Here is a 14,634-nt window from a genome sequence, read left to right as displayed (position 1 = left end):
GCACTGCCGGGGTGCTCACCGGCAGCGTAGTTTTGGAAGCTGAGTCCGTTGTCCAGATCTTCCAGAACGCGTCACTGAACAGCACCGCGAGGGGTCCCGTTGACCGTCCATCCCAGCCTTCAGCCCTATGCCGACGCGTGGACGCACTCCATCGAGGCGATATCCGAGCTGGTCCTCCCGCTGACGGAGGGCGAGTGGAACCGGGCGACCCCGTGCCCCGGCTGGTCGGTCCGTGACGTCGTGTCACACATCATCGGCATCGAATGCGAGCAGCTCGGGGACCCGCGGCCGATCCACACCGTCGCGCGGGACCTGCGGCACGTGGTGGACGAGTTCAGCCGGTACATGGAGGTGCAGGTCGACGTACGCCGTCACCACACCGCCCCGGAGATGACCTCGGAGCTGGAGTACACCGTCATCCGCCGGTCCCGGCAGCTGCGGAACGAGAAGCGGGATCCGGCCACGATGGTGCGCGGTCCGCTGGGCGACCAGGTGACGCTGGAGCACGCGCTGCGGCTGCGGGCCTTCGACGTGTGGATCCACGAGCAGGACCTGCGCCTCGCGCTGGGCGTGCCGGGGAACTGGGACTCGCCGGGCGCGTACGTGGCGCGGGACATCCTCCTGGCCGGGCTGCCGAAGGTGGTGGCGAAGGGCGCGGGCGCCCCCGCGAACTCGGCGGTGGTCGTGGACGTGCACGGGCCGCTGGAGTTCATGCGGACGGTACGGGTGGACGCGGCGGGCCGCGGGACGCTGGACAAGGCCCCGTCGCTGGGTCCGGCGGTGACGCTGACCCTGGACTGGGAGACGTACGTCCGCCTGGCGGCGGGGCGGGTCCGCCCGCACGCCGTGGCGGACCGGGTGAAGGTGGAGGGCGACGCGGAGCTGGCGCAGGCCATCCTGACGAACTTCGCGGTCACCCCGTAGCGCAGCCTCAGACGCCGGCGGGGCTGGATGTTGCTGATGCCGCCACCGGGGCAGGGACCGGCCGGTCCCGTTCCCGTTCCCGTGACAGGGCCCGGCCCCGCAGGCGGAGGATCTGGGTGATCCCCAGGGCCTCCAGGACGAACACCGTCGAGAAGGCGATGCGGTAGTTGTCGCCGGTGGCGTCGAGCAGGATGCCCACCACCAGCAGGGTGGTCATCGAGGCGATGAAGCCGCCCATGTTCGTGATCCCGGACGCGGTGCCCTGCCGCTCCGCCGGGTTGGCCGGGCGGGCGAAGTCGAAGCCGATCATCGAGGCCGGTCCGCACGAGCCGAGGACCAGGCACAGCGTGACCAGCAGCCACATCGGGGCCCGGTCCCCCGGGTACACCAGGACCGCCGCCCACAGCAGCGCGGTCAGCCCGACCGTGCCCAGCGCGAGCGGGATCCGCGAGGACTGGCGGCGGCCGACGATCTGGCCGTAGACCAGCCCGAGGGCCATGTTCGAGGCGACCACCAGCGTCAGCAGTCCGCCCGCGGTGGTCCGCGAAAGCCCCTGCGCCTCGACCAGGAAGGGCATCCCCCACAGCAGCAGGAACACCATCGCCGGGAACTGCGTCGTGAAGTGCACCCACAGCCCGAGGCGGGTGCCGGGTTCGCTCCAGGACTCCCTGATCTGGCGGCGGACGAAGCCGCCCCCGCCCCGCGGCGAGGTGGCCGGCTCGTGCCCCTCCGGGTGGTCGCGCAGGAAGAGCACCAGGGGGACGAGGACCACCAGCCCCGCGACCGCGCTGCCCGCGAAGGCCGCCGTCCAGCCGACCCCGTGCAGCACGGGCGCGAGCACCAGCGTGGAGACGAGGTTGCCCGCCATGCCGACGAGTCCGGCCAGCTGGGCCATCAGCGGCCCGCGCCGGGCCGGGAACCACCGGGTGCCGAGCCGCAGCACGGAGATGAAGGTCATCGCGTCGCCGCAGCCGAGCAGTGCCCGGGCGGCCAGCGCCATCCCGTACGAGGGGGAGAGGGCGAAGCCGAGCTGTCCGGCGGTGAAGAGCACCGCGCCCAGCGTCAGCACCTTCTTGGTGCCGAGCCGGTCCACCATCAGCCCCACGGGTATCTGCATGCCCGCGTAGACCAGCAGTTGGAGCAGGGAGAAGGTGGCCAGCGCCGAGGCGTTGACGTGGAAGCGGTCGGCGGCGTCGAGTCCGGCCACGCCCAGGCTGGTACGGAAGATCACCGCCACGAAGTAGACGGCGACGCCGATGCCCCAGACGGCGACGGCCCGGCGCCCGCCCGGCGGGTCCTTGACCGCGGCCGCGGCCGCCTCCCCGGTCACCGCCCCGGTCACCGGCCCTGCCCCCGGACCAGGTACCCGACCCGTCCGATGTGTCCGCGCACCGCGGCCGCCGCCGCCTCCTCGTCCCCGGCCCGCAGCGCGTCCAGGATCTCGGCGTGCTCGGCCAGCGTCCGCTCGACCCGGTCGGGGTGGCTGTGCAGCAGGGCCACGCCCATCCGCAGCTGCCGGTCGCGGAGCTGGTCGTAGAGGCGGCAGAGGATCTGGTTCCCGGCGTCGCGCACGATCTCGGCGTGGAAGGCGCGGTCGGCGGCCATCATCGCGGCGAGGTCTCCCCCGGCGGCGTGCCGGCGCTGTTCCTCCAGCAGGGCGGCGAGCCGCTCCAGCAGCGCGGGCGGCGCGGGCACGGCCCTGCGTACGGTGAACTCCTCGACCAGCAGCCGGGTTTCGAGCACGTCGGTGATCTCCTGCGCGGAGACCGGCAGCACCAGCGCGCCCTTCTTCGGGTACAGCTTCAGCAGCCCCTCGGTCTCCAGCCGCAGCAGGGCCTCGCGGACCGGGGTGCGGGACACCCCGACGGCTTCGGCGAGTTCGCCTTCGGTGAGGAGGGTGCCGCCTTCGTAGCGGCGGTCGAGGACGCCCTGTTTGACGTGCTGGTAGACCCGGTCGGCGGCGGTCCCGGTACGGGTGGCGGCTGGCATGAGCACAGCATAGATACAACAGGGGTGCATGTCCGGAGCCGTCCAGGATGCGGACGACGGGCCCCGCCCGCTGCATCGAAGGATGTACCGCGCGTTCGTCCACCGGCACGACGTACGGGGCCCCGCGGGCCGGGACGCTGAAGTCATGGCCGACACCCTGACCACCGTCCCGGGGAGCCGTACGACCTCCCGGCTCCCGCTCCTCGACGTCCTGCGCGGCGCCGCCATCCTCGGCACGCTCATGACCAACGTCTGGATCTTCGCCTCGCCCGGCTCCGAATGGGGCGTGCTCCAGGGCGGGCTCACCACCCCCGACCCCGTCGCCGACCCCTCCGCCGCGAACCTCGCCGAGAGCGTCTTCCGCTTCCTCGCCGACGGCAAGTTCCTGGCCCTGCTGACGGTCCTCTTCGGCGTCGGCCTGGCCATCCAGTACGACTCCGCCGCCCGCCGCGGCGAACCCTGGCCCGGCCGCTACTGGCGGCGCGCCGCCTTCCTCTTCCTGGAGGGCACCGTCCACTTCCTGCTCGTCTTCGCCTGGGACGTGCTGATGGGCTACGCCGTCACCGCCCTCCTCGTCGCCTGGCTGCTGGCCCGCTCCGAGAAGGTTCGCGGGCGCGCGATGTGGACGGCCGCCGCCGTGCACCTGACCCTGGTCTCCCTGGTGACGCTGGCGGCCGTGACCCGGCCCGGCGGCGGCTCGCCGAAGGCGCCCGAGGCGGCCGCCGTCGAGCTGTACGCGCACGGCGGCTACGGCGCCCAGATCGCCTTCCGGCTGGAGAACCTCCTCGTGCTGCGCATCGAGCCGGTCTTCTCCTTCGGCCTGCTGGTCTTCCTCTTCCTCCTCGGCGTGCGCCTCCACCGCGCGGGCGCCTTCACCGACACCGGCGCGGGCCGCCGCATCAGGTCCCGGATGGCCCTCTGGGGCCTCGGCCTCGGACTGCCCCTGAACGCCGCGACGGCCCTCGGCGGCGAGGACTTCTTCTTCCTGGGCCGCTACGGCGCCGCGCCGCTCGTCGCCGTCGGCTACATCGGCCTGATCGGGTACGCCCTCGACCGGCTGTGGATCCCGCGGCCCGTCACCACCGCCCTCAGCTCGGTCGGCCGCACCGCCCTGACCTGCTACGTCACCCAGAACCTGCTGTGCATGCTGCTCTGCTACGGCTTCGGACTGGGCCTGGCCGCCCGGCTGGCCGGGACGGGCCCCTGGTGGGTGATGGGGCTGTGGGCCGCGGTGGGACTGGCGCTGGCCGCCGGGTCGTGGCTGTGGCTGCGCCGGTTCGACCGGGGCCCGCTGGAATCCGTACAGCGGTGGGCGCTCAGGTGACCTCCACGTCCAGGACGAACTCGTCGTACGGGGCCTCGTCCGGGTAGGGCGGCCGGATCTGCGCGAAGCGGATCCGGGCCCGGCCGCCGCCCGGGGGACGGGCCCGTACGGCGTACGTGCGCTCCACCGCCGCCCCCGGGACGTGCGGGCCCTGCCCGGAGGCCGTCGGCCCCTCCGAGACCGCGACCACGTCCGCGTCCCCGCTGACCTGCCAGGTCCACACGTACCCGCGCGCCCCGCGCCCGGTCAGCCGCAGCTCGTACGTCTCACCGGGGCTCAGTACGACGCTCCGTACCTCCACGCGCGTCAGGTCCTCTCAGACGGGGCCGATGACCGGCCCCTCGTGCCAGCCCGCGCCGTCGCGCCAGTAGTGCTGGAGCCGGCGGTCGGTGCGCAGGACGATGACTTCCAGGTTGAACCCGAAACTGCCCTGGAGCATCCCGGTGACCGCGAGCACGTCGTGTCCGAAGACGGCGCTGCGGCTCCAGGCGGAGCCGGCCGCGTTCCCCCGCCACCAGTGCTCGACCCGCCCGCCGTCGACGGCCACGCACAGCTCGTAGTTCCCGGCGGTGTCCTCGTCCGCCGCCCCGTGCTGCGCCTCGATCAGGCAGGGCGCGGAGGTGGCGGCCGCCGCGCTGCCGAAGACCTCCCCGGCGCGCCAGGCGAAGCCGGATCCGTCGTCGCGCCACCACAGCTGCATCCGGCCGTCCGCGCGGGCGGCGACGAGGTCGAGGCGGCGGCCGCGGGTCTGCACGAGGGCGGGGCCGTAGTGGGCGATGCCGGAGGCGAAGCGGCCGCCGTCGTTCCAGGTCCAGGGGGCGCCGTTGATCCGCCACCAGTGGTTCAGGCGCCCGTCTGCGGTCCGGACGACCACCTCGAAATTGCCCGGCTTGCCGTAGTCGCTCTGGATGAAGGCCGGGGTGGAACCGACGGCCGCGTCACCCGGTCCGAAGACGCCGCCGTCGCGCCAGGCGCCGCCGGACTGCTCGTAGTACCAGTGGCGCAGCCGGCCGCCGGTGGTGACGTGCAGGGACTCCATGTTCCGGTTGTAGGTGCTCCCGGTGAAGGCGGGCTGGCCGGAGGCGTCGTGCGCGAAGGTGCGGGCGCGGGCCCACGGGAAGGGGGCGTCGCCGTCGCGCCACCAGTGCTGGAGGCGGCCGCCGCCGGTGGTGGCGAGGAGCTCGAAGTTGCGGTGGGCGCGGCCGTTGCCGCTCTCGTAGACGTTGCCCGTGTGCAGGCGGCGCTTGCTCCACGGGTCGATGTTGGTCCCGCGCAGGCCGCACTTGGCCCAGTAGTCGATGTTCGCCTCGCCGTACGCGATCCGCCCGTAGCCGCCCACGTGGTAGCCCGTCCCCCACGAGTTCTTGAACAGCCAGCAGCCGGCCGCGTCGTCGTAGCCGACGACCAGCACGCAGTGGCCGCCCGCGAGCCGCTCGCTGGTGCGGTGGTAGACGCCGGAACCCAGGCCGAAGAAGTCCTCGTACACGTCGAAGCAAGCGGTCAGCGGGCCGACCGTGTCCAGCCAGACCTTCTGCTGCTCCACGTCGCCGAGCCGTACGTAGCCGGTGATCCGCACGGTGCGGCCCGAACGGTCCCAGCTGGGCGTGTACTCGGCGCGCCAGGCGTCGCGGCGCGCGGCGGGCAGACCGGCGGGCGGGATGCTGTACGGCCAGCAGTCCGGGTCGGCGAGCCCGCCGTTCGCCGCGATCCAGTCCAGGGCGGACTCCGGGTCGCCGCCCTGCCCGCAGGGGGACTTCATCCCGTCGTGCACGTCCCCCTCGGACCGCTCGGCCCACACTCCGTGCTCTATGCGGGCCATGGACTCCACCAGGCCGACGGCGCCGAAGGCCCAGCAGGAAGCGCACGGGTTCTGGTCCTTCACCTTGGTGATCCAGGGCCGGCCCCAGCGGGCGCGCCAGTCCACGGCCGCCGGCCGGGCCCCCGCGGCCGGCCGGCGGGACGGGGCCTCCCCCGCCGCCGGGAGGAAGCCGTGCGCCGCCCGGCGCCGGGTGAGGTGCGGATTGGCGCTCTCCCGCCCCAGGAGCGCCCGCAGGTCCACCGGGCCCGCCGCGGCGGCGGGCGTCAGGTTCGCCCCCGGTTCCAGACCGAGCGAGGGGCGCGGCACCGGCTCCCCGTCGGCCAGGTGCTCCAGCACCGACCACCGCGCCCCCAGCGCCACGAGCCGCGCCCGTAGTTCCCCCGCGGTCTGGACAGACTCCTCCGGCATGGCGGCCCCCCAGCTGCAACCGTTCGCTTCCGAGCCCCGGGAGCGTCTCCCCGCGGGTGGGGCGCGTCAAGGGGGTCCGGACGGTCGCGTGGTGGCACGGGGGCGTACGGGTGCCCCGGGCGCCGGACGGGGGTGCGGCGGGCCGGTTCCGCCCTGGTTGTCCGGTCGGCGGACGGCGGGCCGGGCCGCCCGTATAGGGTCCCCACATGGGGACCTGGATCGCACCGAGCGCCGTCGAGAGAGAGCTGTACGAGGCCAGGAGCGCCGGCGACTGGTCCGCGTACCTCGGCACCCTCGCCCGGGCCCAGCTCTTCCTGGCGCAGCCCCGCGTCCAGGCCGACGCCGACCCCGACACGGTGCGCTTCTACCCCACCCCGGACAACGCCCTGGTCGTCCACACCGCCGGGATGCTGCCCGCGCCCGTACCGGAGACGGTCTACGAGTCCCAGAGCCTCGGCTGGTTCGGCAGGGTGTGGACCCCCGCCGATCCCGCCTTCCTGGCCGTGAACCCGGGCACCCCCACCGAGGCCTACCTCACCACCACCCCCGCCGACCTGGCCCGCTGGCGCGCGCAGGGCGAGGCCGTCGGCGCCCACGGGCTGCCCGCAGGCAAGGTCCACGCCCTCTTCACCGGCGGCCCGCTCCACGGGCCCATCGCCCACGGCCTCGCCATGGGCGCCCATCTCGCCGTGACGAACGGGGAGTTCTGGAACTCCCTCGCCTACCACGGCTCCGGCTACCACCACGAGCGCCGGCGCCTCCACAAGGGCTGGGGCATCACCGACCGGCCCGGCTGGCTCGCCACGCTGGAGCAGCTGCTGAACGCCGGGATGGTCAGCCCCGTCTGGGAGTACGCGCTGCGCGTCCGCCGCGTACTCGCCTCCGACTTCGCCGGGCCCGTCGACATCGAGCACTGGCGGTACGCGGCCGAGGCCAGCCTGCGCCGCAACGCCGAACGCTCCGCCGAACCCCAGCTGACCCCCGACGGGGTCACCCTCGCGCAGCCGCGCCCCACCGCCGAGGTGGAGGGCGAGATCGCCGGGGTCAAGCGGCTCATCGGCCGGATCACCCGCTACGAACAGCGCTTCCGGGCCGACGGCCTGCTCCCCGAGGACGGCTGGGTCCGCTCGGTGGAGGGCTGGGACCACGGCCGGGCCTCCCAGATGGCCCGCTGGGGCCTCGGCACCCGCTACGGCACCCTCCACGAGGCGGAGCGGGCCGTCCTGCGCGCGGGGGAGTCGGCCCGCCAGACGTACCGGTCCTGGGCGGAGTTCTCCGCCGGGTACGTCCTCGGCCGGTGCCTGCACTTCGACGAGGAGGAGTTCGGCGAGTGGTACGCGGGCGCCCTCGGCGCCCACCTCACGCTGACCACGGACCCCGCCAGCCCCTGGCTCAACATCAGCTGGAAATGACCGACTTCGGGTAGTCGGCGGCCGCGGCCGGAAACCGGCGGCGCTCCGCCGGCCGCCCCGACTAGCCTCCTGGCCATGACTGTTGAGCTGAACGAGACCGTACGCCAGCTGCTCGACGCCCCGCATCCGGCGGTGCTGGCGACCATCAACCCCGACGGCAGTCCCCAGAGTTCGGTGGTCTGGGTCACCCGTGACGGCGGCGACGTGCTGATCTCCACCGAGCAGGGCCGCCGCAAGGAGCGCAACATCGCCCGGGACGGGCGGGTGGGCCTGACCGTCTTCGACCTCGCCAACCCCTTCCTCTACGCGGAGATCCGCGGCACGGCCACCGTCACCGAGGACGCCGGCCGCGCGGTCGCCGTGCGCATCGCCGAGGAGTACGCGGGCCCGGGCGCGGGCAAGGACTACGCCGAGGCCCCGCCGGAGGACGTCCGCGTGGTCGTCCGCATCACCCCGGTCAAGGTCCTGGGCAACGCCGCGCGCTAGGGCCGGGTGCGGCGCCGTTGCCGGGGCTCTGCCCCAGGGCCCGCGCCTCAATCGCCGGCGGGGCTGGGTTTGGCGTCGGGTGTGGGCCGGGGTCGCTCCGGAGCGTCTCCTCGGCTCGCGCACTTAACCCGGGCTGCGAATGTCCGGCCTGGGTTGCGCGCTCGTCCTGCGGGGACTCTCCTGCGCGTCCCCGTCCCACGCCTCGGCTTCGGAAGCCAGGCCTGGCGGTTGTCCGGGAACCCGTGGTGGAGGGGAGTGGTGCCGCGCAGGGCTGTCCCCGCAGGACGAGCGCGCAACCTGGGCCGAGGGGGCGTAGCGGCGGCTCAGTGCGCGAGCCGAGGAGACAGCCCGGAGGGGCACCGCGGACCGACCCCACCGACCGGGCCCCGCTGCGACGAGCCCACCCCGGCCGAGCCGCCCGCAGGGCACACGGCACCGCGGACCGACCCCACCGACCAGGCCCCGCCGAAGCAAATCCAGCCCCGCCGGCGTTTGAGGCGCGGGGTCTGGGGCGGAGCCCCAGGAGCCCCGGCGCAGCCGGACCCGACACCGCCGGACCTCCGGCAGGGCCCGGTTCACGCTTCGGCCGGTTCCTCCAGGACGAGGCGGATCTCGGTGATCTCGTAGCCGGCCCGATCGAAGGCGGCGGCCATCGGGACGTTGACGGTGTCCGTGGTCGCCGTGATGCGATCGGCGCCCTCGGCCGCGTGGAAGCGGGTGATCTCGGCCAGGATCTCGTCGATCAGGCCGCGGCCGCGCTGCTCCGGGACGACGCCCAGGTAGCCGACGTTCCGGTGGTAGGGGGTCGCGGAGGGGAGGGCCAGGCCGGCCAGGGTGCCGTCGGGCAGGTGGGCCAGGCGCCACCAGGAGCGCTCGCCGGGGCAGTCGGAGTAGAAGGCGATGTCGTCCCGGGCCAGCTCCTCGGCGTCCATCGAGCGCAGTTCGCTCACGGTGTGCTCGTCGAGGCTGCCGTGGGAGAGCCGGACGAAGGCGTCCAGGAACTCCTCGTCGGTGCCCTCGCGGAAGACGAGCCGGCCGGTGGGGGCGGCGGTGCCGGCCGCGGGGGTCCACTCGTAGCGCAGGCGCTCGATCTCGCGGGTCAGACCGGTCTCGTACGCGGCCTTCTGGCGCCAGGCGACGGCCTCGGCCAGGTCCGGGCGGGCGCGCCAGTCGCGGGGCAGGGAGAGGTTGTAGAGCGGGAGCGTGCCGAAGGCGGCGTGCCCGGCCGCGAGCAGGCCGGCGGCGACGGCCGCCGGGTCGGTCACGGAGGCCCGGACCTGGAGGCAGTCGAGGGCGATGGGCCGCTCGCTGTCGGCGCGGCCCCACCACAGGGCGCGGGCCAGGATCTCGCCGTCCTCGTCCTCGGCGAACCAGGTCCACTCGGGGCGGAACTGGCCGGCGGCGAGCTCCTCACGGATCTTCTCGGCGGTCAGGGCGGCGACGGGGCCGTCGGCCGGGTAGGCGGCGGCGCGGTCGAGGTCGGCGGGGTCTGCGGTGGCAGGGCGGAAGCGCATCCGGCGATGATCACACGGAGTCACACCCTGGGCCAGGGGTTTTGGGCGCGACGGCCGACGGCCGGCCCCGTGGTGCGGGACCGGCCGTCGGGTGGTGCGTCGTACCGCGTCACGACCAGGTGATCAGGCGGCGCGGGTGTTCCAGGACCGCGGCGATGTCGGCCAGGAACCGGGAACCGAGCTCCCCGTCGATGAGACGGTGGTCGAACGACAGGGCCAGGGTGGTGACCTGGCGGGCCTTCACCTTGCCCTTGTGGACCCACGGCTGGAGCTTGATCGCACCGACCGCGAGGATCGCGGACTCGCCGGGGTTCAGGATGGGCGTACCGGTGTCGACGCCGAAGACGCCGACGTTGGTGATGGTGATCGTGCCGTTCTGCATGTCGGCCGGGGAGGTCTTGCCGTCGCGGGCCGTGGCGACCAGCGAGGACAGGGCCTCGGACAGCTCGGGCAGGGTCTTGGCGTGCGCGTCCTTGATGTTCGGGACGATCAGCCCCCTGGGGGTGGCCGCGGCGATGCCCAGGTTGACGTAGTGCTTGAGCACGATCTCCTGGGCCGCCTCGTCCCAGGACGCGTTGACGTCCGGGTTGCGCCGGATGGCCACCAGGACGGCCTTGGCGATGAGGAGCAGCGGGTTGATCCGCAGCCCCGCGAGGTCCGGGTCGGCCTTGAGCTCCTGGACCAGCTTCATCGTGCGGGTCACGTCGAAGGTGATGAACTCGGTGACGTGCGGCGCGGTGAAGGCGGAGCCCACCATGGCCTGGGCGGTGACCTTGCGGACGCCCTTGACCGGGATACGGGTCTCCCGCGCCCCCGGCTCGGCCGCTGCGGCCGGAGCCTGCGCGGCCACCGGGGCCGGTGCGGCGGCCGGAGCCGCCTCGGCCGGGGCGGCCACGGTCTGCGGGGCGAGCGCCGCGGCGGCCGCGGCGTGCACGTCCTCCCGGGTCACGATCCCGCCGTCCCCGGTGGGGACCACCGAGGCCAGGTCGATCCCGAGGTCCTTGGCGAGCTTGCGCACCGGCGGCTTGGCCAGCGGACGCTCCTCGGCGGCCTGCCCGTTCCCGTTCTGCTGGGTGGGAACCGCCGGGGCCACCGGGGCCGCGGGGGCCACCGGAACCGCCGGGGCGGCCGTGCCGTTCTGCGCGGCCGTGCCCGCCGGGGCCTTGCGCGGGCGGCGCTTCGTGGAGGCCGTGGAGACCCCGTAGCCGACCAGCACGGGCTGACGGGCCTCGGGGGCGGGCTCCTCCGCCTCGGGGGCGGCGGCGGCCGGAGCCGCCTCCTGGACCGGGGCCGCCTCGGCGGCGGCTCCCCCCTCGGTCCGGACCGAGATGATGACCTGGCCGACGTCGACCGTGGTGCCCTCCTCGAAGAGGAGGGCGTGCACGACGCCGTCGAAGGGGATCGGCAGCTCCACCGCGGCCTTGGCCGTCTCGACCTCGCAGACGACCTGACCGTCGGTGACGGTGTCACCCGGCTGGACGTACCACTTGAGGATCTCGGCCTCGGTGAGGCCCTCGCCCACGTCGGGCATCTTGAATTCGCGGATCGTCATGAACGTGGCTCCTCAGTACGCCAGCGAGCGGTCGACGGCGTCGAGCACCCTGTCCAGGCCCGGCAGGTACTCGTCCTCCAGGCGGGCCGGCGGGTACGGGGCGTGGAAACCGCCCACGCGCAGCACCGGCGCCTCCAGGTGGTAGAAGCACCGCTCCGTGATGCGAGCAGCGATCTCCGAGCCCACGCCGAGGAAGACCGGCGCCTCGTGGACGACCACGAGCCGGCGGGTCTTCTCCACCGAGGCCTGCAGTCCGTCGAAGTCGATCGGGGACATCGAGCGCAGGTCGACGACCTCCACCGACTTGCCCTCCTCGGCTGCGGCGGCCGCGGCCTCCAGGCAGACCTTCACCATCGGACCGTAGGCGGCCAGGGTGATGTCGGAGCCCTCGCGCGCCACGCGCGCCTTGTGCAGCTGGTAGGGGATGGCCTCGACGTCGACCTCGCCCTTGTCCCAGTAGCGCCGCTTCGGCTCGAAGAAGATCACCGGGTCGTCGCTGAGGATCGCCTGCTGGAGCATCCAGTACGCGTCGCTCGCGTTCGACGGCGAGACCACCTTGAGGCCCGGGACGTGCGCGAACAGCGTCTCCGGGGACTCGCTGTGGTGCTCGACGGCGCCGATGCCGCCCGCGTAGGGGATGCGTACGACGACCGGCATCTTGATCTTGCCGAGGGCCCGCGCGTGCATCTTCGCGAGCTGCGTGACGATCTGGTCGTACGCGGGGAAGACGAACCCGTCGAACTGGATCTCGACGACCGGGCGGTAGCCGCGCAGCGCGAGGCCGATCGCCGTGCCGACGATGCCGGACTCCGCGAGCGGGGTGTCGATGACCCGCTCCTCGCCGAAGTCCTTCTGCAGGCCGTCGGTGATCCGGAAGACACCACCCAGCTTGCCCACGTCCTCGCCCATGATCAGGACCTTCGGGTCCGTCTCCAGGGCCTTGCGCAGCGACTCGTTGAGCGCCTTCGCGATAGACATCTTCTCGATGGCCATGGTGGTCACTCCCCACCCTCGAAGGACGCGAGGTAGGCGGCGAACTGCGCGCGCTCCTCGTCGACGAGCGCGTGCCCGTCCGCGTAGACGTTCTCGAAGATCGCCATGGTGTCGGGGTCGGGCATGGCGCGCACGACCTCGCGCACCCGCTTGCCCAGCGCCTCGCTCTCCGCCTCCAGCTCCGCGAAGAACGCCTCGTCGGCGCCCCCGGTGGCCACCAGGTGGGTCTTCAGGCGCAGGATCGGGTCCTTCGCCTCCCAGGCCGCCGTCTCCTCGTCCCGCCGGTACTTCGTCGGGTCGTCGGAGGTGGTGTGCGCGCCCATGCGGTACGTGAACGCCTCGACCAGGGTCGGGCCCTCGCCGCGGCGCGCCCGGTCCAGGGCCCAGCGGGTCACGGCCAGGCAGGCCAGCACGTCGTTGCCGTCCACGCGGACGCCCGGGAAGCCGAAGCCCTGCGCGCGCTGGTACAGCGGCACGCGCATCTGGCGCTCGGTCGGCTCGGAGATCGCCCACTGGTTGTTCTGGCAGAAGAACACCACGGGGGAGTTGTAGACCGCCGAGAAGGTGAACGCCTCGGCGACGTCGCCCTGGCTGGACGCGCCGTCGCCGAAGTAGGCGATGACCGCGCTGTCGGCGCCGTCCTTCGCCACTCCCATGGCGTAACCGGTCGCGTGCAGCGTCTGCGAGCCGATGACGATCGTGTAGAGGTGGAAGTTGTTGGTGTTGGGGTCCCAGCCGCCGTGGTTCACGCCGCGGAACATGCCGAGCAGGTTGGTCGGGTCGACTCCGCGGCACCAGGCCACACCGTGTTCACGGTAGGTCGGGAAGACGTAGTCGTCGTCGTTCAGGGCCCGGCCGGAGCCGATCTGGGCGGCCTCCTGGCCGAGCAGCGAGGCCCACAGGCCCAGCTCGCCCTGGCGCTGGAGGGCAGTCGCCTCACCGTCGAAACGGCGGGTCAGGACCATGTCGCGGTACAGCCCGCGCAGGTCGTCGGTGGTGATGTCGGCGACGAAGGGGGCGAATTCCGCGTTCTCCGCGCTCTCGACCCGGTCCCCTTCGGGCGTCAGCAGCTGTACGAGCTGAGGTTCAGCGTCCTGCGTCTGCGCGGTGGCAGCGGCGGTCTTGCGGGCGCTCGTCGCGTCCGCCGTCCGCTTGGTGCCGCTGCTGCGTCGCGGCTTGCGCGCGGCAGTGCTCTCCACGGTCACGTGTGCTCCTCCGTCGGTCCGGCACCCGGGTTCTCCGGGGTCCAGTGCGGCTCACCTAATCCGTACCCGCGCACGGGGTGGGTGCGCGTCGCGTACGGATTCAGGCGTGACAGGTGCCCCGGCGAGTGCCCTGCGCAATGCACGTTACCCAGTGCGCCGCATAACTGCGAAACCCCAGTTGACCTGCACGTTTGCTTGGATTTCCAAGTAAATTCGAGCAAGCGGGAACAACCACTGGTCACAGCCTTGCAGGGGGCCGGAACAACGGCACGTTATCCCGGTCAACTGCGGCAGGGAAGGGGTGAGTGTGTGAAACTGAATCTGTGCGCGAAGACGGAAAAATCAAGGTATTCCTCCTAGACGACCACGAAGTGGTACGTCGGGGCGTCCACGAGCTCTTGTCGGTCGAAGAGGACATCGAGATCGTCGGTGAGGCCGGTACGGCGGCCGACGCACTGGTCCGGATCCCGGCCACCCGCCCTGACGTGGCGGTCCTCGACGTCCGCCTGCCGGACGGCAGCGGTGTGGAGGTCTGCCGCGAGGTGCGCTCCCAGAACGAGGACATCAAGTGCCTGATGCTGACCTCGTTCGCCGACGACGAGGCGCTGTTCGACGCGATCATGGCGGGCGCCTCGGGCTACGTCCTCAAGGCGATCCGCGGCAACGAGCTGCTCAGCGCCGTACGTGACGTCGCGGCCGGCAAGTCGCTGCTCGACCCGGTGGCCACCGCCCGGGTGCTGGAGCGGCTGCGGGACGGCAAGAGCGGCAAGGGCGACGACCGCCTCTCCAACCTCACCGAGCAGGAGCGGAAGATCCTCGACCTGATCGGCGAGGGCCTGACCAACCGCGTGATCGGCGAGCGGCTGCACCTGGCGGAGAAGACGATCAAGAACTACGTCTCCAGCCTGCTGTCCAAGCTGGGCATGGAGCGCCGCTCGCAGGCCGCCGCCTACGTGGCCCGCCTCCAGGCGGAGAAGCGCTAGCAGCGGCGTCCGGAGCGCGCCCGGC

13 protein-coding genes are annotated in these 14,634 nt (G+C 73.0%); 5 read left to right on the top strand and 8 right to left on the bottom strand.

Annotated features, from left to right (window positions below):
• The first annotated feature begins 99 nt into the window (after positions 1-99).
• Entirely contained in the window at positions 100-924 is an 825-nt protein-coding gene (locus AB0D94_RS01585) for a maleylpyruvate isomerase family mycothiol-dependent enzyme (RefSeq protein ID WP_362044130.1), read from the top strand.
• A gap of 7 nt (positions 925-931) precedes the next feature.
• Here AB0D94_RS01585 and AB0D94_RS01580 read toward each other — a convergent pair whose 3' ends face one another.
• Positions 932-2,266, bottom strand: a complete 1,335-nt coding sequence (locus tag AB0D94_RS01580; RefSeq protein WP_362044128.1) for an MFS transporter — start codon at positions 2,264-2,266, stop codon at positions 932-934.
• Positions 2,263-2,913 carry a GntR family transcriptional regulator gene (locus tag AB0D94_RS01575; RefSeq protein ID WP_362044126.1) on the bottom strand — a complete coding sequence of 217 codons (651 nt, stop codon included), beginning with the start codon at positions 2,911-2,913 and terminating at the stop codon, positions 2,263-2,265. Before AB0D94_RS01575 ends, AB0D94_RS01580 begins: the two co-directional genes overlap by 4 nt.
• Before the next feature lie 145 nt (positions 2,914-3,058).
• Between AB0D94_RS01575 and AB0D94_RS01570 the strand changes: the two genes are divergently transcribed.
• A complete protein-coding gene (locus tag AB0D94_RS01570) occupies positions 3,059-4,237 on the top strand; it encodes a DUF418 domain-containing protein (protein ID WP_362044124.1) in 1,179 nt (392 codons plus the stop codon).
• On the opposite strand, the gene AB0D94_RS01565 is transcribed toward AB0D94_RS01570, so the two are convergent.
• Positions 4,230-4,538 (bottom strand): protease inhibitor I42 family protein, encoded by a 309-nt coding sequence (locus AB0D94_RS01565; protein ID WP_362044122.1) that lies wholly within the window; start codon positions 4,536-4,538, stop codon positions 4,230-4,232. The genes AB0D94_RS01570 and AB0D94_RS01565 overlap by 8 nt on opposite strands.
• A gap of 15 nt (positions 4,539-4,553) precedes the next feature.
• Positions 4,554-6,464: a C1 family peptidase gene (locus tag AB0D94_RS01560; RefSeq protein WP_362044120.1), complete on the bottom strand. Its 1,911-nt coding sequence runs from the start codon at positions 6,462-6,464 to the stop codon at positions 4,554-4,556.
• Between the two features lie 206 nt (positions 6,465-6,670).
• Between AB0D94_RS01560 and AB0D94_RS01555 the strand changes: the two genes are divergently transcribed.
• Entirely contained in the window at positions 6,671-7,876 is a 1,206-nt protein-coding gene (locus AB0D94_RS01555) for a DUF1266 domain-containing protein (RefSeq protein ID WP_362044118.1), read from the top strand.
• 75 nt (positions 7,877-7,951) lie between these two features.
• Positions 7,952-8,362 (top strand): PPOX class F420-dependent oxidoreductase, encoded by a 411-nt coding sequence (locus tag AB0D94_RS01550; RefSeq protein ID WP_362044116.1) that lies wholly within the window; start codon positions 7,952-7,954, stop codon positions 8,360-8,362.
• A gap of 575 nt (positions 8,363-8,937) precedes the next feature.
• Here the strand turns inward: AB0D94_RS01550 and AB0D94_RS01545 are convergent.
• From AB0D94_RS01545 to pdhA, 4 genes are all read right to left on the bottom strand, one after another.
• On the bottom strand, positions 8,938-9,876 hold the full coding sequence (locus AB0D94_RS01545; protein ID WP_362044114.1) for a GNAT family N-acetyltransferase: 939 nt from the start codon (positions 9,874-9,876) through the stop codon (positions 8,938-8,940).
• A 109-nt stretch (positions 9,877-9,985) separates the two neighbouring features.
• Complete coding sequence (locus AB0D94_RS01540; RefSeq protein WP_362044112.1) at positions 9,986-11,428, bottom strand: dihydrolipoamide acetyltransferase family protein; 1,443 nt, start codon at positions 11,426-11,428, stop codon at positions 9,986-9,988.
• A 12-nt stretch (positions 11,429-11,440) separates the two neighbouring features.
• A complete protein-coding gene (locus tag AB0D94_RS01535; RefSeq protein ID WP_362044110.1) occupies positions 11,441-12,421 on the bottom strand; it encodes an alpha-ketoacid dehydrogenase subunit beta in 981 nt (326 codons plus the stop codon).
• Between the two features lie 5 nt (positions 12,422-12,426).
• Entirely contained in the window at positions 12,427-13,626 is a 1,200-nt protein-coding gene (gene pdhA / locus AB0D94_RS01530; protein ID WP_362044108.1) for a pyruvate dehydrogenase (acetyl-transferring) E1 component subunit alpha, read from the bottom strand.
• 323 nt (positions 13,627-13,949) lie between these two features.
• Between pdhA and AB0D94_RS01525 the strand changes: the two genes are divergently transcribed.
• Positions 13,950-14,609 carry a response regulator transcription factor gene (locus AB0D94_RS01525; RefSeq protein WP_362044106.1) on the top strand — a complete coding sequence of 220 codons (660 nt, stop codon included), beginning with the start codon at positions 13,950-13,952 and terminating at the stop codon, positions 14,607-14,609.
• Positions 14,610-14,634 lie beyond the last annotated feature (25 nt).

The organism is Streptomyces sp. NPDC048255 (assembly GCF_040652415.1).
In the GTDB taxonomy this organism is placed as follows: domain Bacteria; phylum Actinomycetota; class Actinomycetes; order Streptomycetales; family Streptomycetaceae; genus Streptomyces.
This window is presented reverse-complemented; position numbering and strand designations above follow the sequence as displayed.